Consider the following 22,409-nt stretch of genomic DNA (forward strand, 5'->3'; position numbering starts at 1 on the left):
AGAGCCCCTCACCCTAGCCCTCTCCCGGAGGGAGAGGGGACTGACCGAGGTGTCTTACGTCAGCCATCGGCCTGAAAAAACGAGTCGATTATGGATTCAATGCCGAGCTTTCAGGTCGGCCTATTCCCACAATATCCCCCAATCGGTCCCCTCTCCCTCTGGGAGAGGGCTAGGGTGAGGGTCTGTTTTTCAGGCCGTCAGATCCGGAACTGCCCAACCAGCTTGCCCAACCGCTGCCCCAACTCCGCCAGACTGCGCGACGTCTGCGCGCCGAGCTGCGTTTCATCGGCAACGCTGTCCACCGCCACCGCGATCTGGTGCACGCTGCGGTTGATCTCTTCCGCCACCGCCGTCTGTTCTTCAGCGGCGCTGGCGATCTGCGCGTTCATCGAGTTGATTGTCGCGATCAGCTCAGCCATGGCATCCAGCGACGCCCCGGCCTGATTGGCCTGTTGCGAGGTGCCATCACCCGCCTCGCTGGAACGGCGCATGGCTTCCACCGCCTGCTGCGTGCCGGCCTGCAGACGATCGATCATGCCTTGAATTTCCTGGGTGCTGATCTGCGTGCGGCTGGCCAGCGCACGGACCTCGTCGGCGACCACAGCAAAACCGCGACCGGCCTCCCCCGCCCGCGCCGCTTCAATCGCCGCGTTGAGGGCCAACAGGTTGGTCTGCTCGGCGATCGAGCGAATCACCCCGAGCACACCGACAATCGACGTCACGTCCTGCTGCAAGCTGTCCAGCGATACGCCGCTGCTGCGAATGTCATCGACCAGCGCATGGATCTGTTTGATGCTGCCGGCCACCACGCGTTTGGCGCTCTGGCCTTCTGCGTCGGTCTGCTGCGCGGCGACGGCGGCGTTCTGTGCGCTCTTGGCGACTTCCTGCGCGGCGGCAGACATTTCGTTGATGGCGGTGGCGACCTGATCGGTCTCGTGACGCTGACGCTCCATCGCCTGATCCGAGCGCTGCGCCTGATCGGACACCTGAGTCACCAGCCCGGTCAGTTGCGTGGTCATCTCGGTGATCTGCCGCACCAGGCCGTGGATCTTGTCGACGAAGCGGTTGAACGAGCCGGCCAGTTCGCCGAGTTCATCCTGACTGGTGATGTTCAGGCGCCGGGTCAGATCGCCCTCGCCTGCCGCGATGTCATCGAGGTTGGCTTTCATCAGGGTCAGCGGCCGCAGAATCGTGTTGGCCAGCAGCATCCCCGCCGCGGCAATCACCAGCAGCACCACCACCGCCACACCGACAATGCTCAGCACCACGCCTTGCACACGTTCCTGCACCTGGGTTTCGACCAGCGCCACTTGCGCTTCGATGCCGTCGAGGTTGACCGAGGTACCGACAGCCATGTCCCACTTGGCCAGGTATTCGGTATAACCGAGTTTCGGCACCAGCACCTTGGCATTGCCCGGCAGCGGCGAGCTGTATTGCAGGTAGTGAGTACCGTCCTTCGCCACTTTCACCAGACCGAGGTTGACGTAGACGCCATTCGGGTCGCGGTTGTCCTTGAAGCTTTTGCCCACACCGTCAGGGTCGTTGGCCTTGAACAGGCGCACGATCTCCGAGTCGTAAGCGAAGAAGTAGCCGTCCTTGCCGTAGCGGATGCCCGACAGCAGCTTGATCGCCTGCGCCCGCGCCTCGGTGTCGCCGGGAGCAGCCGCGTCGTACAGCGGTTTGATCGTGGTCATCGCCACGGCGACGTAACTTTGCAGGGTGGCTTTGGCGTCGCCGAGCAGGCGCTCGCGGGTTTGTTCGACTTCCTTGCGCGCCTGTTCCTGAAGGATGAACAGCGTGGTCAGGCTGATGACCAGCGCAAAGAGCAGCACCGGGAGAACAGCGAGGGACAGGACTTTAGCCTTGAGGCTCAGGCGCATTGTGGGGGCTCACTCTTTTGATTTTGTTGGCGTGGTTAAAGGCTTTAACGGCACGCCGGGGCAAAAGTTGAGTCCTGGATTCACCCCCGCTCCCTGTAGGAGTGAGCCTGCTCGCGATAGCGGTGTATCAGTCAGCGGATCAGGCGACGGGTACACCGCTATCGCGAGCAGGCTCACTCCTGCAAGGGATCGGTGACAGGCTTAGAGGACCATCGCGGCCACCCAGCCGAACGCCAGCAGCGGCAGGTTGTAGTGCAGGAAGGTCGGCACCACGGTGTCCCAGATGTGGTGATGCTGGCCGTCGATGTTCAGGCCGGAGGTCGGGCCGAGCGTCGAGTCCGAGGCCGGTGAACCGGCGTCGCCCAGCGCACCGGCAGTGCCGACGATGCACACGATGGCCATCGGACTGAAGCCCAGTTGCACGCACAGCGGCACGAAAATCGCCGCCAGAATCGGCACGGTGGAGAACGACGAACCGATGCCCATGGTTACCAGCAAGCCCACCAGCAGCATCAACAGCGCGCCGATGCCTTTGCTGTGGTTGATCCACGCCGCGGACGATTCAACCAGCGTCTGCACCTGCCCGGTGGCCTTCATCACTTCGGCGAAACCGGAGGCGGCGATCATGATGAAACCGATCATCGCCATCATCTTCATGCCTTCGGTGAACAGGTCATCGGTTTCGCGCCACTTGACGATGCCGGACACCGAGAAAATCAGGAAACCCACCAGCGCACCGATAATCATCGAATCCAGCAGCAACTGCACCACGAACGCCGAGGCGATGGCCACACCGGCGATCAACAGGCTCAGCGGGTTGTAATGCACCGCGGTCTGCTCGACCTGCTCGATTTTTTCCAGGTCATAGACGCGCTTCTTGCGATAACTGATGAACGCCATCGCCAGGCCGAAAACCATGCCCAGCGCCGGAATGCCCATGGCGTGGGTGATGTTGATGCCGCTGATGTCAACGCCGCTGCGCGCGACGTTGGCCAGCAGGATTTCGTTGAGGAAGATATTGCCGAAACCCACTGGCAGGAACATGTACGGGGTGATCAGGCCGAAGGTCATGACGCAGGCGATCAGGCGGCGGTCAAGTTGCAGCTTGGTCAGCACGTAGAGAAGTGGTGGCACCAGCAGCGGAATGAACGCGATGTGGATCGGCAGGATGTTCTGCGAAGCAATCGCCACCACCCAAAGCAGGCCGATCAGCAGCCATTTGACGTTGCCGCCGCCGGTCGCATGTTGCCGGTCGACCATCGCCAGCGCCTTGTCGGCCAGCGCGTGGGCCAGGCCAGACTTGGCAATCGCCACGGCGAAAGCGCCGAGCAATGCGTAGGACAACGCCACCGTCGCACCGCCGCCCAGACCGCTGTTGAACGCCTTGAGCGTGGCGTCCATGCCAAGGCCACCGGTCAGGCCGCCAACCAGCGCCCCGACGATCAGCGCGATCACCACATGCACGCGGGACAGGCTGAGAATCAGCATGACGCCGACTGCCGCTATGACTGCATTCATTTCACTACCTCGAAAAACACTGCGGTGGGCAAACCGACCGCCAGACAGGATGAGTCCGCCAGAACTGCTCGGCGGAGGCAAAAGGGTCTTGTTAGAAGGGCGCGCACTGTGCCCCAAGCAGCCACAAGCTGCAAGTTTCGAGCGGCAAGCTGAGCTGCTTTTGATCGTTCCCACGCGGAGCAAAGGAATGCAGCCCGGGACGCTCCGCGTCCCAAAGCGGACGCAGAGCGTCCATTGAGGCATTCCCACGCGGAGCATGGGAACGATCAAGCTTTTAGCTTGAAGCTTGAAGCTTGCCGCTCAAGAAAGCTGCTTTTCTGCCGTTAGAGTGCAAAGTCTCAGATATTTATCGAATAAGGATGTTTTCCATGTCGCTCAGACACCTTTCCATCCAATGGAAAATCACCCTGCTCGCCGGCCTTTGTCTGGCCGGTATCGTGACCCTGCTCGTCGGTCTTTCGCTGTATCGCATGGAGCACAGTTCCGCGCTGGTCAAGGCGTCGAGCATGGAGATGCTCACCGAGTCGGCGCAGGCGCGCATAGAGTCGCAGGGTGAGGTGCAGGCGGCGGGGATTCGTCAGCAGTTCATGGATGCCTACCAGTACGGTCACGGCTTCTCGCGGCAGGTGCTGTTTCTACGCGAACAGGCCGAGAAGCGTTTTCTCGATGCCTTCGATCTGCGCGAAGACATGACCCGTCAGGTCAAATCCGCATTGCAGGCCAACCCGGATCTGCTCGGCCTGTCGCTGGTATTCGAAGCCAATGCGCTGGACGGCAAGGACGAACTGTTCGCCGGACAAGAGGAACTGGGCAGCAATGACAAGGGCCGGTTCGCCCTGTACTGGTCGCAGCCGACCCCGGGCAAGGTCCACTCGATGGCCCTGCCGGAAAGTGACATGAGCGACACCCGCACCGGCCCCAGCGGTCAAGCAGCCAACGCTTGGTTCACCTGCCCGCGCAGCACGCTCAAGCCGTGTGTGATCGAACCGTACTTTTACGTGATCGACGGGCAGAAAGTGCTGATGACCAGCATCGTCTTCCCGCTGCTGCTCAACGGCAAGGTCATCGCCTCGCTGTCGGTCGACATCAACCTCAACAGCCTGCAAGCGATCAGCCAGAGCGCGAGCAAAAAGCTCTACGACGGTCAGACTGCCGTGAGCATCATCAGCCCCGCCGGCCTGCTCGCCGGTTACAGCGCCGATGCCGGCAAACTCAGCCAGCGTCTGGACGCCATCGACACCACCAGCGGGGCTGAACTGCTGCGACGCCTGGCGGCCAGCACCGGCGTGAGCAGTCTGCACAATAATGGTCAGTTGAAAGTGCTCTCGCCGTTCCAGCCGATTCCGGGCGGGCCGGCGTGGGGCGTGCTGCTCGACGTGCCGGAAAAAGTTCTGGTCAGCCGCGCCGAAGCGCTCAAGCAACAGCTGGACGCGAGCAACACCTCGGGCACGTTGATGGAGTTGAGCCTCGGCGGCCTCGCCGCCCTGCTCGGCCTGCTGCTGGTGTGGCTGATGGCGCGCAGTGTGACCCGACCGATCCTTGGCGTCGCGCACATGCTTGAAGACATCGCCAGCGGCGAAGGCGACCTGACCCGTCGCCTGGCCTATGACAAGCAGGACGAACTCGGCCAACTGGCGGGCTGGTTCAACCGCTTTCTCGATAAATTGCAGCCGATCATCGCCGAAGTGAAACGCTCGGTGCAGGACGCACGCAGCACGGCTGATCAGTCCTCGGCCATCGCCAGCCAGACCAGTGCCGGCATGGAGCAGCAATACCGTCAGGTCGATCAGGTTGCGACCGCCTCCCACGAAATGAGCGCCACCGCGCAGGACGTCGCCCGCAGCGCGGCCCAGGCGGCCGAAGCCGCCAAGGACGCCGACCGCGCCACCCGCCAGGGCCTGACCGTGATCGACCGCACCACCGCCAGCATCGACACCCTCGCCGCCGACATGAGCGCGGCGATGGTGCAGGTTGAGGGTCTGGCGGCCAACAGCGAGAAAATCGGCGCGGTGCTGGAAACCATTCGCGCGATTGCCGAGCAGACCAACCTGCTGGCGCTGAATGCCGCGATCGAAGCGGCACGGGCCGGTGAAGCCGGACGCGGTTTCGCCGTGGTTGCCGACGAAGTGCGCAACCTCGCCCGGCGTACCCAGGAATCGGTGGAGGAAACCCGTCAGGTCATCGAGCAATTGCAGAACGGCACGCAGGAGGTGGTCGGCTCGATGGGCAACAGCCATCGCCAGGCCCAGGGCAGTGTCGAGCAAGTCGGCCAGGCAGTGACCGCACTGCGCCAGATCGGCGACGCGGTGACGGTGATCAGCGACATGAACCTGCAGATCGCCAGCGCCGCTGAAGAGCAGAGCGCAGTGGCCGAAGAGATCAACAACAATGTGGCGACGATTCGCGACGTGACGGAGTCGCTGTCGGGGCAGGCCAATGAATCGGCCCGAGTGAGCCAGTCGCTCAACAGCCTGGCGAATCAGCAGCAGCGGTTGATGGATCAGTTTCGCGTTTGATGCACGAGTGCGGGGTGTCAGTTGCAATCCCCCCTCACCCCAGCCCTCTCCCCCCAAGGGGGGCGAGGGGGAAAGGGAGCCGATCTTCATGCCATTCAAGTCCTGAGTCCGACTCGGTATTTCAAGTGAGTGCATATCTCAAGAACAACACAATCAGTCCCCTCTCCCTCTGGGAGAGGGTTAGGCGGGCGGCGTTCCGATGAAGGGCTTTTCAAGGGCTCACCGCCGAGGCAATTCGATCACTACCTTCAACCCGCCCCACTCGCTCTCGCCCAACACCAGCAACCCGCCCCACGTTTCCACGATATCGCGCACGATCCCCAACCCCAGCCCATGGCCGTCGGTCTGTTCATCCAGCCGTGTGCCACGACTGAACACCTCGGCGCGCTGTTGTTCGGGAATCCCGGGGCCGTCATCCTCGACGCTCAAGGAAAAGCCATCGGTGCGTTCGATCACGCTCAAGCGCACTTCGGCGTCCGCCCACTTGCAGGCGTTGTCGAGCAGGTTGCCCAGCAGCTCAAGCAAATCTTCACGGTCCCACGGCAGTTGCAGCCCGGCCGGGGCGACGTAGCTGAGCGCCAGATGCTCGCCGTGGATCATGTTCAGCGTCGCCAGCAAGCCCGGCAGTTCCGCGTCGCAATCGAACAGCGCGCCGGGCAGTGCATCGCCGGACAAGCGCGCGCGATTCAACTCGCGATTGAGGCGCTGCTGCACTTGTTCCAGTTGCTCGATGAGGATTTTGCGCAGTTCCGGGTGTGCATCGAGTTTCTCGCTCGACGCCACGCTCAACAACACCGCCAGCGGCGTTTTCAACGCATGGCCGAGATTGCCCAAGGCGTTGCGCGAGCGCTTGAGGCTGTCTTCGGTGTGGGCGAGCAAATGGTTGATCTGCGCTACCAGCGGCTCCAGTTCCACCGGCACCTGGTCATCGAGCTGCGAACGCTGGCCTTGGTGCAACTGCGCGATCTGTTCGCGCGCCCGCTCCAGCGGTTTCAAGGCACGGCGCACGGTCAGACGCTGCAACAGCAGAATCACCAGCAACGCCGTCAGGCCTGCTGCCAGACCGATCTGGCGCATGCGCTGGAAGCTTTCGCGCACCGGCGTGTAATCCTGCGCGACGCTGATTGAAATCGACTGGCCGAGGCGCCGATAGTCCGAACGCAGTATCAGCAACTGTTGGCCGTCCGGGCCCAACTGAAGATTGCTGTGCAGGCCGGGATGATCGAGCAGCGGCAGGTCCTGGTCCCACAATGAGCGCGAACGCCAGTGGCTGTCGGCAAAGTCGATGCGGAAATAATGCCCGGAAAACGGCCGCTGATAGGCTGGCGACAGATGCCGCTCGTCCAGCTGCAAGCCTTGCGGGCCACGGACCAACGCCACCAGCAGGCTCTCGCTGTCGTTGCGCAGACCCGCCTCCAGATAACGCTGCAAACCTGCTTCGAACAACCACAGGCTGGTCTGCGCCAGCACCACGCCGACGATCACCATCACACTGATCAGACCCAGGCTCAAGCGGCGCTGGATCGATCTCACGAGGCTTGCCCGCCGAACAGGTAACCCTGGCCGCGACGGGTTTCGATCACGCTTTTGCCGAGCTTGCGCCGCAGGTGATTGACGTGCACTTCAAGGACATTGGAATCGCGCTCGGTTTCACCGTCGTAGAGGTGTTCGGCGAGGTGGCTCTTGGAGAGGATCTGCTCGGGATGCAGCATGAAATAGCGCAGCAGACGAAACTCGGCGGCGGTCAGTTGAATGTCCGTGCCTTCACGCACCACGCACTGACGCCCCTCGTCCAGGTGCAGGCCGGCGGCCTTCAAGGTCGGTTGATTGGCCTGGCCCTTGGAGCGGCGCAGCAGCGACTGAATGCGCAATTGCAGCTCTTCGGGATGGAAAGGTTTGGTCAGGTAATCGTCGGCGCCGGCCTTCAGGCCTTCGATGCGTTCGGCCCAGGAATCGCGTGCCGTCAGAATCAACACCGGAATCGACAGCCCACCGGCGCGCCACTGCGCCAGCACCTCAAGCCCCGGCACGCCGGGCAGGCCGAGGTCGAGAATGATCAAATCGTAGGGTTCGCTGCTGCCCTGATACACCGCATCGCGACCGTCCGCCAGCCAATCGACCGCGTAACCTTGCCGCTGCAGGCTGGCGAGCAACTCGTCGGCCAGCGGTACGTGGTCTTCCACCAAGAGCAAACGCATCGATCAATCTTCCTTGTCTTTTACCAGTTCACCGGTATCAGCCTTCAAGTGCAGCTCACGGGCGACACCCTCGACGGTGAGCAATTCGACTTCATAAATATAAATGTCGTGCTTTTCTTCCAGCTCGACTTCCAGCAGCTTCGCCTCGGGATAACGGTCCATCGCCTGCTGCAGCACTTGCTCCAGCGGCAGGATCACGCCCTTCTCGCGCAGGCTCAGGGCTTCGTCCTGATCAAGGTCGCGGGCCATCGCCGTGGAGCAAAACAACAGCAGCACCAAGGCCGTATGGCGGGTGGTGCGAACATTAAGCTTCATTACGTATCCTGATGATCCTTGAGCACTTCGCCGTCGACCGCGTTCAATTCCAGATCCCATTTCTTGCCCTGCGGATCGCGCAGTTCGATCTGGTAAAGGTACTTGCCGTATTTTTCTTCCAGCTCGGTTTCGGTAATTTCCGAGCCCGGGTGCTTGGCCAGCGCGGCGGCGTTTAGCTTCTCGAAGGAGACGATAGTACCAGCGTCGCGCAAACGAAGCGCTTCGTCAGGTCCCAGATCGCGCGCAAAAGCAGTACCGGCGGTGAGGCAGATGATCGAGGCGGTGATCAGGGCAGTCAGGGTATTCACGGGTGTCTCCGAATTTTTATAGGTTGCTTAAGGTAGGCACCTTAACGGCAGCAACTTAACTGAAACTGAATGGCCATCATTGTGCCCGTTTCAGACGATGCAAAACCTTGCAGGCCTTCGCCTGCTCGCGATAGCGGTCTTTCAGTCAGCCCATTTGGCACTGACACACCGCTATCGCGAGCAGGCGAAGGCCTACAAGGGCTCTGCAACATGTGCTTATAATTCGCAGCTTGCTAACGATCGAGGCCGGTATGACCGCCATCCACATCAAATTCCCCGCCCTCACCCTCAAGGCCGGCCCGCGGGCCATGGCGCGCATTCGCGCCCAAGGCCTGAACGCGACCGACGTCGGCACCCTGCCCGGCGCGGCCGGTGGGCCAAAGGCGCTGGGGATTCAGGGGCTGGATCTGGCGCTGTTCGGTGAATGGCTGCCGGGTGCGCCGCGCGAGCGTTCGCTGATCGGCGCTTCAGTCGGCTCCTGGCGCTTCGCCAGTGCCTGCCTGCCGGACGCCGCCGAAGGCATCCGCCGCCTCGGGCATCTGTACGCCGAGCAGAATTTCAACAAAGGCGTGACCATGGCCGAGATCAGTCAGAGCTCGCAGCGCATGCTCAACGACCTGCTCGACGGCCGCGACGCCAGCATCCTCGACAACGCCCACTACCGCTTGAACATCATGGTGGTGAAAAGCCAGGGCCGTCTGGCCGAGGATCATCGCGGGCGACTCGGTCTGGCGCTGGGTTCGGTGATCGCCGACAACCTGCGCGGTCGTGCGCGGCTGTCGCGGCACTTCGAACGGCTGATCATCCACGATCCACGCCTGGCCCCGCCGCTGCATGCACTGGACGATTTCCCTTCGCGCTTTGTCGCGCTGAACGCCGGCAACCTGCGCCAGGCCCTGCTCGCCTCGGGTTCGATCCCGATGGTCATGCAAGGCGTGCGCGATTTGCCGGGCGCCGGCGCAGGGACATTCCGCGACGGCGGCCTGCTCGACTATCACCTCGACCTGCCCTACAGCGGCGACGGCATCGTGCTGTATCCGCACTTCACCGACCGGGTGATCCCCGGCTGGTTCGACAAGACCCTGCCGTGGCGCCGGGCCTCGGTGCAGCGCTTGCAGGATGTGCTGTTGCTCGCGCCGTCGAAGGAATATCTGGCCCGCCTGCCCTTCGGCAAGCTGCCCGACCGTAACGACTTCAAACGCTTCATGGGCGATGCGACGGGCCGGCAGAAGTACTGGCACACGGCGATGGACGAAAGCCGCCGCCTCGGTGATGAATTTTTAGAACTGACGGCCAACGGTCGCCTCGCCGAGTACTTGCTGACCCTTTAGTCAGCACAGCCACAGACAAGCTGATAAACTCGCCGCCTGCCCGAATCGCTGCGGCGAACGCCATCTGAACAGAGCCAAATACCGTGGAAATCTTCAAAGAGTTTACTTTCGAATCCGCCCACCGCCTGCCGCACGTCCCGGACGGCCACAAGTGCGGACGTCTGCACGGTCACTCGTTCAAAGTGGCGCTGCACCTGAGCGGCGACCTCGACCCGCACACCGGCTGGATCCGCGATTTCTCCGAGATCAAGGCGATCTTCAAGCCGCTGTACGAGCGTCTTGATCACAACTACCTGAACGACATTCCCGGTCTGGAAAACCCGACCAGCGAAGTGCTGGCCAAATTCATCTGGAATGAAATGAAGCCGCTGCTGCCGGAACTGAGCGCGATCCGCATTCATGAGACGTGCACCAGCGGGTGCATCTATCGCGGCGAGTAATCACCGCAGATCGCTTTTTGTAGGAGTGAGCCTGCTCGCGATAGCGGTGTGTCAGCCAAACATATGCTTGATGACACACCGCTATCGCGAGCAGGCTCACTCCTACAGGGGTCGGTGTTGAGTCAGGAAATAAAGAACAGCCGCAAAGGCTGTTTTTTTATGCTTACGCCGCCCTGCTGCAATTCCTCTGTCAGCATCAAAATCCCCTGACACCGATCGTTCCCATGCTCTGCGTGGGAACGATCATGCACGGTCATGCCCCGTGGCTCCCACATGGCACACGGGTGCGCTCGGGTGCACCGTTTTTGCGCCTGACTTTGCCGCGTCGTCTATACATACCCCACCCAATCGGTATTTGGCACGACCGCTGCAACCCTCCCGCGTCTTCTCCCTTCCAGCAAGGACTGCCCCATGACGCAGAACGCTCCCGGCAACGATTACCCCCTCAGCGAAGTCCCGATGCACGCGCGCAAAGGCCTGGCCTCTACCGCGATGGTGTTACTGGGCTTCACGTTTTTCACCGCGACGATGTTTGCCGGCGGCAAGCTCGGTGTGGCGTTCACCTTCAGCGAGATGATCGCGGTGATCGTCGTCGGCAACCTGCTGCTCGGCCTGTACGCCGCGGGCCTGGGCTATATCGCCTTCAAGAGCGGGCTCAACTCGGTGTTGATGGGCCGCTTTTGTTTTGGTGAAGTGGGCAGCAAGCTCAGCGACCTGATCCTCGGTTTCACCCAGATCGGCTGGTACGCCTGGGGCACGGCGACGGCGGCGGTGGTAATCGGCAAGTACTTCAATCTCAATGAAGCCACGGTGCTCGGCCTGATGGTGCTGTTCGGTCTGGGCTTCTGCGCCACCGCGTACATCGGTTATCGCGGACTGGAGATTCTCTCGTACATCGCGGTGCCGGCGATGCTGTTGCTGTTGATGCTGTCGATGTGGGTGGCGACGGTAAAAGTCGGTGGTTTCGAAGGTTTGCTCAGCGTCGTGCCGACGGGTTCGCTGGACTGGTCAACAGCCATCACGCTGGTGTTCGGCACCTTTGTCAGTGGCGCGACGCAAGCGACCAACTGGACGCGTTTCTCGCGCTCGGCGCGGGTGGCGGTGCTGGCCAGCCTGATCGGTTTTTTTGTTGGCAACGGCCTGATGGTATTGATCGGCGCGTACGGCGCCATCGTCTATCAGCAACCAGACGTAGTCGAGGTGTTGCTGTTGCAAGGTTTCGCCATGGCCGCGATGGCCATGCTGTTGCTGAACATCTGGAGCACCCAGGACAACACCATCTACAACTTTGCCGTCGCCGGTTGCAACCTGCTGCGCACCGGCCGGCGCAGAACCGTGACCCTCGGTGGCGCGGTGATCGGCACGGTACTCGCCTTGCTCGGCATGTACGACATGCTGGTGCCGTATCTGATTTTGCTCGGCACAGTGATTCCGCCGATTGGCGGGGTGATCATGGCGGACTTCTTCTACCGCTGGCGCGGGCATTATCCGCGCCTGGCCGACGCGCGGTTACCGGCGTTCAACTGGCCGGGGCTCGGGGCTTACGGCGTGGGCACCATTGCTGCGTTCAGTTCGCCGTGGGTCGCGCCGCTGGTAGGGATTGCCGCTGCCGCGCTAACGTATGTCATCGTCACCGGTCTGCTCGGCGCCCGTCGCGTCAGCGCACCACTACAAGATCTATAAAAGGATTCGCCTGATGCACATCATCAACGCCCGCCTGCGCAACCAGGAAGGCCTGCACGAATTGCACCTGGAAAACGGTCTGATCCACAGCATCGCCCGGCAGACCGAAGCGCCGACGCTCGGCCCGGACGACCTCGACGCCGGCGGCAATCTGGTGGTGCCGCCCTTCGTCGAGCCGCACATTCACCTCGACGCCACCCTCACCGCCGGCGAGCCGCGCTGGAACATGAGCGGCACACTGTTCGAAGGCATCGAGTGCTGGGGCGAACGCAAGGTCACGATCACCGAAGAAGACACCAAGACCCGCGCCAAGAAAACCATTCAGGCGCTCGCCGCCCACGGCATTCAGCACGTACGCACCCACGTCGACGTCACCGACCCGCAACTCACCGCACTCAAGGCCATGCTCGAAGTGCGCGAGGAAAGCCGTCATCTGATCGACCTGCAAATTGTTGCGTTCCCGCAGGAAGGCATCGAGTCGTTCCGTAACGGCCGCGAGCTCATGGAAGAAGCGATCCGCATGGGCGCGGACGTGGTCGGCGGGATTCCGCATTTCGAGTACACCCGCGATCAGGGCGTCAGTTCGGTGAAGTTTCTGATGGACCTCGCCGAGCGCACCGGTTGCCTGGTCGACGTGCATTGCGACGAGACCGACGACCCGCACTCACGCTTTCTCGAAGTGCTCGCCGAAGAAGCGCGCAGCCGCGACATGGGCGCCCGCGTCACCGCCAGCCACACCACGGCGATGGGCTCTTACGACAACGCCTACTGCGCCAAACTGTTTCGCCTGCTGGGGCATTCCGGGATCAGTTTTGTCTCCTGCCCGACCGAGAGCATTCACCTGCAAGGGCGTTTCGACAATTTCCCGAAACGCCGTGGCGTGACCCGCGTCAATGAACTGCTCGAAGCCGGGATGAACGTGTGTTTCGGCCAGGATTCGATCGTCGACCCGTGGTATCCGCTGGGCAACGGCAACATCCTGCGCGTGCTCGAAGCCGGGCTGCACATCTGCCACATGCTCGGTTACCGCAACCTGCAAAGCGCGCTGGATCTGGTCACCGATAACAGCGCCAAAGCCATGCACCTGGGCGAGCGTTACGGACTGGAACAGGGGCGCCCGGCGAACCTGCTGATCCTGTCAGCGGACAGTGACTACGAAGTGATTCGCAGCCAGGGCTTGCCGCTGTATTCGATTCGCGATGGCAAGGTGTTGATGAAGCGGCAGATGCCGGTGGTGGAGTTCCGCGGTGGTCTGAGCTGAGGCTTTCGCCGGATCTGATGGCCTCATCGCTGGCAAGCCAGGCTCCCACAGGTTTTGTGCCGATCCTCAATATTGAGTACGGCGTAAACCTGTGGGAGCCTGGCTTGCCAGCGATGGCGGCCTCGAATTCAGCCGATCAACCGCGCCGTCCCGAACAGTCTGACCCGCACCAATTCTCTATCTTCAACCTCCAGCAAAACCGGCGCCGTGCCGCCGGGCATTACCACCTGCACTTGCCCCGCCGCGACCCAACCCACCCGCCACGCCGCCGATGCCACCGCACTGGCGCTAGTGCCGGATGAGGCGGTCGGCCCTTCGCCCCGCTCGAACACCCGGGCGCGGATTTTCTGTGCTGACTCCAGCGCCGCCCATTGCAGATTCACGCCCGCCGGGCAGGGATCTCCGGCGCCGGTTGGCATGGCATAGGCGATGCGGGCCAGGCCTTCGTTCAATGCAGACTCACTCATTTGCTCATTGCTCGGTAATGCGCCGACATCGCCAAGCAACGTCACGCAATGCGGATTGCCGATGCGCACGAACTGGCTGTGCGTCCAGGCTGGATCGAGCTCTGCCAGCGACGGTATGCGGCTGACCACTCGCCCATTGAATGGCACCTCTTCGACCTGCTGCGCACCGACGGCATCCGCGCCGAAACCGGGCTTACCCAGATCGAGCCAGAAGCCCTGAACATCGTCCACCGTGGCCGGCTTCACCGAGGTTTCCACGGCGTCGCCCTTGTCGTGATGCACGCACAACAGCGCGCCTGCTTGCGGCATCAAGCCTTGCCCGGCGAGCGCCTGGGAGAAGATCGTCAGCCCGTTGCCACTGCGTTCGGCGAGGGTGCCGTCGGTGTTGACGATCAGCACATCGAACGGCGGCGCCGCCTGGAACGGGCCGATCAGCAAGCCGTCGCTGCGGTGAGCCTTGCTGTTGGCCGGGCGCTGGCCTGCGGGCCAGTCGCAGCAATAAGAGATCGCCACGTCGCTCCATGCCTGACACGAGGCGGCGCATTCGATGGCGCTGGCGGGCAAGGCGATTCCGGCATCGCGCAAGGCTTCGGGTGAAACCACACCATAGATATTGCCTCGTGCGTCATAAAACCGAGTCATCCCCACCTCTCTGCGCTGCCGAAAATCCCACTGTAACCGCAATCCCCTGTAGGCCTTCGCCTGCTCGCGATAGCGGTGTGTCAGTCGAGATATTTTTACCTGACACACCGCTATCGCGAGCAGGCGAAGGCCTACAGGTTACGATGTCGGCTGCACGCCCCCGCGTAGCGATCGAACCTCGTCGCTGAATCACTGTCCTTCGGGGACGCGATGTTTTTACCAAGGATCGATATGACCAGCCTCAACCCCCAAGACACCTTCGTCCCCGGACGCCTGCAACAGATGTCCACGCGCGTGGCTTTTTTCATCGCCGGGCTCGGCATCGCGGCGTGGGCACCGCTGGTGCCTTATGCCAAAGCCCGCGCCGGTCTCGATGAGGGCACGCTGGGCCTGTTGCTGTTGTGCCTGGGCGTTGGCTCGATTCTGGCGATGCCACTGGCGGGTATTCTGGCGACGCGCTTCGGCTGCCGGCGCGTGGCCACCGGCGGCACGTTGTTGATCTGCGCGGCATTACCGTTGCTGGCGACGGTGTCGTCGATACCGGCGCTGATCGCCACCCTTTTCATGTTCGGTGCGGGGTTGGGCACGGTGGATTCGACGGTGAACCTGCAAGCGGTGATCGTCGAGCGCGCCAGCGGCAAGAACATGATGTCGGGCTTTCACGGCTTGTTCAGTCTGGGCGGGATTGTCGGCGCGGCCGGCGTCAGCGCCCTGCTCGGCCTCGGCCTGTCGCCACTGGCGGCGATGCTGGTGGTGGTCGCGCTGTTGATCGCGGCGCTGTGCAAATGCGTGCCGCACATGCTGCCCTACGGCAGCGAAAGTTCGGGTCCGGCATTCGCCATTCCCCATGGCATCGTGCTGTTTATCGGTGGCATGTGCTTCATTGTCTTTCTCACCGAAGGCGCAGCGCTGGACTGGAGCGCGGTGTTCCTGGCACAGGAACGCGGGATCGACACCGCGTACGCCGGATTGGGTTACGCGGCATTCGCCCTGACCATGACCGCGGGCCGCTTGCTGGGTGATCGCATCGTCCGCCGCTTGGGCGCCACGCGGATCATTCTGTTCGGCGGGCTGACGGCCGCGGCCGGTCTGTTTCTGGCGACCTTCGCGCCGAGCTGGCAAGCCGCACTGGTGGGTTATGCGCTGGTCGGTGCCGGCTGCTCGAACATCGTGCCGGTGCTGTACACCGCGGTAGGCAAGCAGACGGTGATGCCGGAAAGCATCGCGGTACCGGCGATTACCACGCTGGGCTATGCCGGAATTCTCGCCGGACCGGCGGTGATCGGTTTTGTCGCCCACGCCAGCAGCTTGAGTTTTGCCTTTGGCCTGATGGCGGTGCTGCTGGTGGCGGTGGCGATTGGTGGGAAAGTACTGAAGGTCTGAAAAGCTTCGCGAGCAGGCTCGCTCCCACAGAATCTCGGTGTACCTGTGGGCGAGCCTGCTCGCGAAGAAACCGACGCGGTCGGTCAGAACCCCACGCTGGCCTGCACAAAGAATGTCCTCGGTGCGCCAACATACATTCCCGAATTGTTGTCGCTGGAGCGGGTGAAGTATTGCTTGTCGAAAATGTTCTTCACCCCGGCGCCGAGCTTGAGGTTCGACAGTTGCGCGCCGAAATCGTAGCCGCCGCGCACGTTCCAGGTGACGTAGCCGGGAATGTCGCCGTACTGCCCGTCGGCGGTGCCCTCGGTGATGTAGTTGCCGTTGAAACTGCCGTCAGCGTTGACGCCGGTGCCCGGCGAGCGTTGTTGCGATTGGGCGAAGCCGTCGAGGTTGTACGTCCAGCGATCAATGTCGTAACGCAAACCGACCGTCGCCACCTGGCGTGAATAGAACGGCAGGTCACGACCCTTGAAGCCGGGAATCTCGCCCTCGTATACCGCACGGGTGTACGTCACGCCGGCATTGGCGGTCAGGCCGTCGAGGCGCGGATCCAGAGCGGCCATGTCGTAATGCACCGAGGCTTCGATGCCCTGATGCTTGGTCGCGCCGAGGTTGGTCCAGCCGACGTCATTGCTGATGTATTGCAACTCGTCGTCGAAGTCGATGTAGAACAGCGTCACCTCGCCGCCCCACACGTCGTCGTTGTAACGCGTGCCGATCTCGTAGGTCTTGGCTTTTTCCGGGTTCAGGCCGCTGGCGGTCTGGTCACCCGTGCCACCCTGGCCGAGCTGGAAATACTGCAAGGCGCCGAACGAGGTTTCGTAGTTGGCAAACAGCTTCCACGCATCGGACAGGTGATACATCACGCTCAGTGCCGGCAGCGGTTCGTTGCTGTCGATGCTGCGGCGCTTTTCCTGCACTGGCCGGTTAGAGGTGTCGAGCACCGGGCGGTCGTGCCATTCGGTGCTGATGTGTTCGAAACGGATGCCCGGGGTGATCGTCCAGTTGCCGACATCGATCTTGTTGTCGACGTAAAACGCATTGGCCTCGGTGCCACCGGTACGGTCCTGATAGACGTGACCGTCAGAGGTGCGGGTGACCACCGGTTGATTGTTCACCAGTGCCAGACGACTGGCTTCTTCATGCATGCCTTCTTTGAGGTAGCGATAACCGACGCTGACTTCCTGGGTGGTCGGGCCGACATCGAACACATGCGAAACCCGCGGCTCGATACCGAAGGTGTAATAGGTGCGCGGGTAAGAGCTGAGGGTTTTCTGGTCGCGCGCGGCAATCGTGCTGCCACGGTAACTGTCGGAATAGTAGGTCAGCACTTCGGCCTGGGTGCGCTCGTCGATCTGCCGAATCCACTTGAACGACACGTCCTTGCGTCGGCCGCTGAAGCTGTCGTAATCGCGGTCGGACTGGAACGGCTGATCGTCGTACTGCTTCTGGGTCAGACCGCCGGGCATGTCGGCGCTGGCGTCGTAATAGTGAAAGTTGAGGCTGAAATCGTCCTGCTCGGTCGGCGCCCAGTGAGTCTTGAGAATCACGTCATCGATGTCGTTGCCGTTGTTGCGCTCGCGGTAGCCGTGGCCGTTGACCCCGGAATACAGCAAGGCCATGCCGAGGCCGTTGTCGGCGGTGCCGCCCAAAAACGCCGTGTCGATGTGTTTCCAGCCGCCGTGCTGCGACGTTTCCAGAGTGGTGCCGATTTCACCGGTGGTTTTCTCCGGGATCGCGCGGGTGACGAAGTTGATCACCCCGCCGACGTTCTGTGGCCCGTAACGCACCGAACCGGCGCCGCGCACCACGTCGATGCTGTCGAGGTTGCCCGAGGAAATCGGCGCCATCGACAGTTGCGGCTGACCGTACGGTGCAAACGCCGCCGGCACGCCATCGATCAGCACAGTGGAGCGCGGCGACAGGCGCGACGTGAGACCACGCACGCCGACGTTGAGGGAAATATCGCTGCCGCCGGTGCCGTTGGCGTCCTGCACCTGTACGCCCGGTACGCGCTTGAGCACATCGCCAACGGTCATTGCGCCCTGCTCGACCATGGCTTCACGGCGGATCACCGTGCGCGCGCCGGGGTGGTTCTGCACCACGGCGGCGTTGGCGTCGCCGAGCCAGTCGCCGACCACTTTGATATCGGTCACGCCGAGTTCCAACGGGCCATTGCTCGCCGCGGAAGTGGCGGCCGACGACAGCGTCACCGAGCCTTCGTTGATCTGATAATCCAGACCGCTGCCCTGCAGCAACTGACGCAGCGCCTGCTCGGGGGAAATATCACCATCGACCGCCGGCGCCTGTTTGCCGGCCACCAGATCCGGGCTGAAAAACACCTGCAGCGAGGTTTGCTGGCCCAGCTCGCTCAGTGCCTGGCCCAGCGGCTGCGCCCGAATATGGATGGCTTCGGCGGCGAACGCCTGCGGCATGGCAGCGCTGACCGCCAGCGCCAGGGCCAGCGGTAACCAAGGGAATTTTTTGTTATGGGCTGTGGTGTTTTTCACGTCGTACAGAGTCCTGTGGATCGCAAGAGTGTGCGGCTGTTAATGCAAACCAGTTGCAGTTGAACAGGAAGACGCTGAACTCGGAAAAAACCTGAATTTTATTTTGCGATTATTTCCTGCCGACCATCGGCCAGGCTGCGCACGGCCACCGGCAGAATGCTCGGCAAGGCTTTGAGCAAGGCATCGGTGTTGTCGGCGTTGAACACACTGGTCAGGCGCAGATTCGCAACGGAGGGGTCGCTCACCGTCAACGGATGCTGGCGATAACGCGATACTTCGGCCGCCACTTCGCTGAGGCTGGCGTTGTCGAACACCAGTTTGCCGTTGCGCCACGCGGTCAGTTGCGCCGGGTTGACTGCGTACGCTGACGCGACTTTGCCGTGGGCATCGACGTGCGTGCCGAGGCCCGCCGTCAGGCTGATGAATTGATCACTCGGCGCATCCCGCCCCTGCACCTTGACCGTGCCCTGTTCCACCGCCACACGGGTTTGCGCAGGGTCGCGGCGCACATCGAAACGCGTGCCGGTCACCGTGACCTTGCCGCTGTCGGTTGCCACCACAAACGGCCGCGAAGCATCGTGCTCGACGCTGAACATCGCCTCGCCTTCGAACAGCTCAATCAAGCGACGATCCTGTTCATAGCGCACCTGCAAGCGGCTGCGGCTGTTCAGATCGATCAGCGAACCGTCCGGCAATGCCACGTGTTTGCGCTCGCCCAACGCCGTGACGAATTCGGCGCTGTAGCCGCCCGGATGATGCAAACCGCTGAACAGACCGAGGCCGAGCGCCACCGCCAGCAGACTGGCTGCCACCGCGTAACGCAACAAGGGCCGGCGTGCGCGACGGCTCGGCGGCGTTTCAGCCAAAGCCTTGAGGCGTGGCGCCGGGAGCAGATCGGCCGCCGACCACAAGCCCTGCAGCAACTGAAATTCGTCGCGATGCTGCGCATGCTCGTTCAGCCAAGCGTCGAAGCGCTGCTGCTCTTCAGCGCTGACATCCGGCTCCTGCAACCGCACGAACCAGCGCGCAGCATCATCGCGCGCCGTGCTCGGCCCGCACGCGCAATCACGGGTATCCGTCATGGAAGGTCCTGTTGGGCTGGGGAGGAAAAATCGCCATCGCTCATGATTGCAGGCCATCAAGGCGATCGCGCAGATGCCGCAGGGTGCGGATCATATACTTTTCGACCATGTTCTTGGACAGCCCCAGGCGCTCGGCGATTTCCGCCTGGGTCAGGCCTTCAATCTTCTGCCAGACAAAAATCTTCCGACAATTGACCGGCAGCTCGGTCAGCGCCCGCTCGATGGAATCGGCCAACTGGATCGCATGCATGTAATGCTCCGGGTCGCCGGTCGACGACGCACTGTGCTCGATAGCCTGCGATTCCAGGGCGCCACGCCGGTCCTCTCGCCGATAACCGTCAACCGCAATATTGCGCGCGGTCTGGTGCAGATAAGCACGCGGCTGCTGCACCGCCGCCGAATCGGCCTCGAGCACGCGCACAAAGGTGTCGTGCGCCAGATCCTCGGCCTGCGCGCGATTGCGCAGACGCCGAGTCCAGGTGCCGATCAACTCTTCGTAATGCTCGAAAAAGCCGGGTCTGCGGGGACGCATGAGGTAGGGAACGGCGCACTGAGGAAAGGGCGTGAATAGTAATGCTTCGTATTAAGGCGAAGCAATGAATTCCTCAAGCGGCCGTCTATGCCGTTCGCCCGCTTGCGCTCGCAAGCAGGCGAAGGAAGACAAGAAAGCTGTTAAAAACTCAAGCCTGCGGCATTTTCCGAAACCCCACCGCCAGACGATTCCAGCTGTTGATGGTGCTGATCGCCACGGTCAAATCGACCATTTCCTTGGGCGTGAACTGCGCGGCGACCACTTCGTAGTCTGCGTCCGGGGCGTGAGTCAGGCTCAGTTGCGTCAACGATTCGGTCCAGAGCAGCGCGGCGCGTTCGCGGTCGCTGAAGAACGGCGCTTCCCGCCAGGCAGTGACGGCGAACAGCCGACGCGGGGTTTCGCCGCCCTTGATCGCGTCAGCGGTGTGCATGTCGATGCAGAATGCACAGCCATTGATTTGCGAGGCGCGCAGTTTGACCAGTTCGATCAGGGTCTTTTCCAGCGGCAGTCTGGATACCGCGGTTTCCAGCGCCATCATCGCTTTCAGGGCGTCAGGGGAAGCGGTGTAAAAATCGGTACGAGGTTGCATGGTGACTCCGGGTCGCAAGGGAATGTGCGACCACGTTAGTCCCGGTGGCGGCTGCGACAAATAGCCAATAGTGGCGAAGATCAGTAGGCCACTGGTGCAGAAAATTGCTGTCGGGCAATTGCCAGCGCTGAAGCAGTGCCACTAGAATGCGATCAATTCTTAATTGCACTCATGCCACGGCTGCCCGAACCGAGTATCTGCACCCCATGTCGTCCATCGACTCGCCCTTGAACCAACAGATTCACAGTCTCTACAGCGAGCATCACGGTTGGTTGCAGGGCTGGCTGCAGCGCAGGCTCGGTAATCGCTGCGATGCGGCCGATCTGGCCCATGACACCTTTTTGCGCCTGCTCGCGCGTCAGGTCGCCAAACCGTTGGGCAGCGAGCCGCGGGCATTGCTGACGCACATCGCCAAAGGGTTGATGATCGATCGCTGGCGACGTCAGGACATCGAACGCGCCTATCTGGACACCATCGCGCAACTGCCACCGGCCGAGGTGCCGTCGCCGGAAACCCGTCTACTGATTGTCGAGACGCTGTGGCGCATCGAAGCGCTGCTGCGCGAACTGCCGGCGCAGACCCGCGACACGTTCCTGCTGTCGCAGATCGAAGGGCTGACTTACGCGCAGATCGCCACGCGCCTGAACGTGTCGCTGATCACTGTCAAACGCCATATGCGCGCAGCGTTCATTGCCTGCCTGAGTGTGGCGTGATGACCTCTCCGATGATCAATCCGCAGATTCTCGGCGAAGCCGCCGACTGGCTGGTGCAGCTGCATTCCGGCAATGCCACGCCTGCCGATCACCAGGCGATCGCCCAATGGCGCCTGCGCAGCGCCGAGCATGCGCAGGCCTGGCAGCGCGCCGAAGCGCTGCTTGGGGATCTGCGCAGCGTGCCGGCCAATGTCGCTATCCAGACGCTGAAAGGGGCCGCTCGCCGCGAGGGTCTCAGCCGTCGACAGACCCTCACCCGCCTCGGCCTGTTGCTGCTCGCCGGCCCGGTCGGCATCGCTTCGCAACACGTGCCGTGGCAGCAATGGAGCGCCGACCAGCGCACCGCGGTCGGCGAGCAGAAGAACCTGCAACTGGCCGACGGCACTCAACTGTTGCTCAACACCGACAGCGCCGTGGACATCACTTTCAGTCCGATCGAGCGCCGGGTGATGTTGCTCAACGGCGAACTGTTGATCAACACGGCGGATGATTCGAGCGCCCGCCCGTTTATCGTCGAAACCCCGCAAGGCAGCGCCCTCTCCCTCGGCAGCCGGTTCTGCGTGCGCATCGACGATTCGCGCAGTCAGGTCTCAGTGCTTGAGGGCCGCGTGCAAATAACCCCGCAATGGCTGCAGCAGAGCAACACGCTGAAGGCCGGCGAACGCCAGGGCTTCAAGCTCGACGCTTTCGACACCGCCGAAACGTTCGACAGCAACAGTCTGGCCTGGGACAAGGGCATGCTGCTGGCGAACAACCTGCGGCTGGACGATTTGCTCAATGAACTGAGCCGTTATCGGCGCGGTGTGCTGCGCTGCCATCCGGACGTTGCGGCGCTGCGTGTGTCCGGGGCGTTTTCCCTGCGTGACACCGATGCGAGCCTGCGCCTGCTCAGCGACACCCTGCCACTGAAGATCAGCAGCCTGACCCGTTACTGGTTGTCAGTGGAACCACGGGTTTGAATTCGACGAAAATATCTTTGCCTGTGCCTGATACCTTTTTGCGTCTCGTCCGGTGAGTGGAGCAGACCTCTTTGATTCCACG

General features: G+C 62.3%; 19 protein-coding genes and 2 pseudogenes. 9 read left to right on the plus strand and 12 right to left on the minus strand.

The annotated features are described in order from the left end of the window. Positions 1-197: 197 nt before the first annotated feature. The 3 genes and pseudogenes from BLU52_RS27280 to BLU52_RS15555 all read right to left on the minus strand — a co-directional run bounded on the left by BLU52_RS27280 (position 198) and on the right by BLU52_RS15555 (position 3,398). The gene (locus tag BLU52_RS27280; protein WP_408003566.1) at positions 198-1,019 is read right to left on the minus strand and encodes a methyl-accepting chemotaxis protein; all 822 of its coding nucleotides are present in this window, start codon (positions 1,017-1,019) and stop codon (positions 198-200) included. Positions 1,020-1,103: 84 nt separating this feature from the next. Next, positions 1,104-1,880: pseudogene (locus BLU52_RS27285) on the minus strand (cache domain-containing protein); the annotation flags it as partial. Positions 1,881-2,081: 201 nt separating this feature from the next. Continuing rightward, on the minus strand, positions 2,082-3,398 hold the full coding sequence (locus BLU52_RS15555) for a Na+/H+ antiporter family protein (protein ID WP_090284594.1): 1,317 nt from the start codon (positions 3,396-3,398) through the stop codon (positions 2,082-2,084). Positions 3,399-4,951: 1,553 nt separating this feature from the next. On the opposite strand from BLU52_RS15555, the pseudogene BLU52_RS27290 reads away from it, so the two are divergent. Together BLU52_RS27290 and BLU52_RS27295 are read left to right on the plus strand one after the other, a co-directional pair. After that, positions 4,952-5,008, plus strand: a pseudogene (locus BLU52_RS27290) (hypothetical protein); the annotation flags it as partial. A gap of 201 nt (positions 5,009-5,209) precedes the next feature. Beyond that, entirely contained in the window at positions 5,210-5,914 is a 705-nt protein-coding gene (locus tag BLU52_RS27295; RefSeq protein ID WP_408003567.1) for a methyl-accepting chemotaxis protein, read from the plus strand. 219 nt (positions 5,915-6,133) lie between these two features. On the opposite strand, the gene BLU52_RS15565 is transcribed toward BLU52_RS27295, so the two are convergent. Genes BLU52_RS15565 through BLU52_RS15580 form a run of 4 tightly spaced genes read right to left on the minus strand, consistent with a single transcriptional unit; the run spans position 6,134 to position 8,735 of the window. Next, positions 6,134-7,447, minus strand: a complete 1,314-nt coding sequence (locus BLU52_RS15565) for a sensor histidine kinase (protein ID WP_090284598.1) — start codon at positions 7,445-7,447, stop codon at positions 6,134-6,136. Then, the gene (locus BLU52_RS15570) at positions 7,444-8,112 is read right to left on the minus strand and encodes a response regulator transcription factor (protein ID WP_090284600.1); all 669 of its coding nucleotides are present in this window, start codon (positions 8,110-8,112) and stop codon (positions 7,444-7,446) included. The genes BLU52_RS15565 and BLU52_RS15570 overlap by 4 nt, the downstream gene beginning before the upstream one ends. 3 nt (positions 8,113-8,115) lie before the next feature. Further along, positions 8,116-8,427 carry a PepSY domain-containing protein gene (locus tag BLU52_RS15575; RefSeq protein ID WP_090284604.1) on the minus strand — a complete coding sequence of 104 codons (312 nt, stop codon included), beginning with the start codon at positions 8,425-8,427 and terminating at the stop codon, positions 8,116-8,118. After that, entirely contained in the window at positions 8,427-8,735 is a 309-nt protein-coding gene (locus BLU52_RS15580; RefSeq protein WP_090284606.1) for a PepSY domain-containing protein, read from the minus strand. Before BLU52_RS15580 ends, BLU52_RS15575 begins: the two co-directional genes overlap by 1 nt. Positions 8,736-8,986: 251 nt before the next feature. On the opposite strand from BLU52_RS15580, the gene BLU52_RS15585 reads away from it, so the two are divergent. From BLU52_RS15585 to codA, 4 genes are all read left to right on the plus strand, one after another. Continuing rightward, complete coding sequence (locus tag BLU52_RS15585) at positions 8,987-10,066, plus strand: hypothetical protein (RefSeq protein ID WP_090284608.1); 1,080 nt, start codon at positions 8,987-8,989, stop codon at positions 10,064-10,066. 83 nt (positions 10,067-10,149) lie between these two features. After that, a complete protein-coding gene (gene queD / locus BLU52_RS15590; protein WP_007915588.1) occupies positions 10,150-10,506 on the plus strand; it encodes a 6-carboxytetrahydropterin synthase QueD in 357 nt (118 codons plus the stop codon). A 411-nt stretch (positions 10,507-10,917) separates the two neighbouring features. Further along, positions 10,918-12,189, plus strand: a complete 1,272-nt coding sequence (codB, locus tag BLU52_RS15595; RefSeq protein WP_090284610.1) for a cytosine permease — start codon at positions 10,918-10,920, stop codon at positions 12,187-12,189. 13 nt (positions 12,190-12,202) lie between these two features. Then, positions 12,203-13,450 carry a cytosine deaminase gene (codA, locus tag BLU52_RS15600; protein WP_090284612.1) on the plus strand — a complete coding sequence of 416 codons (1,248 nt, stop codon included), beginning with the start codon at positions 12,203-12,205 and terminating at the stop codon, positions 13,448-13,450. Between the two features lie 128 nt (positions 13,451-13,578). Here codA and BLU52_RS15605 read toward each other — a convergent pair whose 3' ends face one another. Next, on the minus strand, positions 13,579-14,559 hold the full coding sequence (locus BLU52_RS15605; protein ID WP_090284614.1) for a diaminopimelate epimerase: 981 nt from the start codon (positions 14,557-14,559) through the stop codon (positions 13,579-13,581). Positions 14,560-14,790: 231 nt separating this feature from the next. On the opposite strand from BLU52_RS15605, the gene BLU52_RS15610 reads away from it, so the two are divergent. Further along, a complete protein-coding gene (locus BLU52_RS15610) occupies positions 14,791-15,942 on the plus strand; it encodes an MFS transporter (RefSeq protein WP_090284616.1) in 1,152 nt (383 codons plus the stop codon). Positions 15,943-16,025: 83 nt separating this feature from the next. Here the strand turns inward: BLU52_RS15610 and BLU52_RS15615 are convergent, their stop codons facing one another. The 4 genes from BLU52_RS15615 to BLU52_RS15630 form a co-directional block, all read right to left on the minus strand. Then, positions 16,026-18,452, minus strand: coding sequence for a TonB-dependent siderophore receptor (locus BLU52_RS15615; protein ID WP_090284618.1), 2,427 nt, complete (start codon positions 18,450-18,452; stop codon positions 16,026-16,028). A gap of 98 nt (positions 18,453-18,550) precedes the next feature. After that, complete coding sequence (locus tag BLU52_RS15620) at positions 18,551-19,534, minus strand: FecR family protein (protein ID WP_090284620.1); 984 nt, start codon at positions 19,532-19,534, stop codon at positions 18,551-18,553. Positions 19,535-19,574: 40 nt separating this feature from the next. Continuing rightward, positions 19,575-20,066: a sigma-70 family RNA polymerase sigma factor gene (locus BLU52_RS15625; RefSeq protein WP_090284622.1), complete on the minus strand. Its 492-nt coding sequence runs from the start codon at positions 20,064-20,066 to the stop codon at positions 19,575-19,577. Between the two features lie 148 nt (positions 20,067-20,214). After that, entirely contained in the window at positions 20,215-20,655 is a 441-nt protein-coding gene (locus tag BLU52_RS15630) for a carboxymuconolactone decarboxylase family protein (RefSeq protein WP_090284624.1), read from the minus strand. A gap of 206 nt (positions 20,656-20,861) precedes the next feature. Between BLU52_RS15630 and BLU52_RS15635 the strand changes: the two genes are divergently transcribed. Further along, positions 20,862-21,368 carry a sigma-70 family RNA polymerase sigma factor gene (locus BLU52_RS15635; RefSeq protein WP_090284625.1) on the plus strand — a complete coding sequence of 169 codons (507 nt, stop codon included), beginning with the start codon at positions 20,862-20,864 and terminating at the stop codon, positions 21,366-21,368. Then, a complete protein-coding gene (locus BLU52_RS15640) occupies positions 21,368-22,327 on the plus strand; it encodes a FecR domain-containing protein (RefSeq protein WP_090284627.1) in 960 nt (319 codons plus the stop codon). Before BLU52_RS15635 ends, BLU52_RS15640 begins: the two co-directional genes overlap by 1 nt. Positions 22,328-22,409 lie beyond the last annotated feature (82 nt).

The sequence above is a fragment of the Pseudomonas granadensis genome (genome assembly GCF_900105485.1).
In the GTDB taxonomy this organism is placed as follows: Bacteria; Pseudomonadota; Gammaproteobacteria; order Pseudomonadales; family Pseudomonadaceae; genus Aquipseudomonas; species Aquipseudomonas granadensis.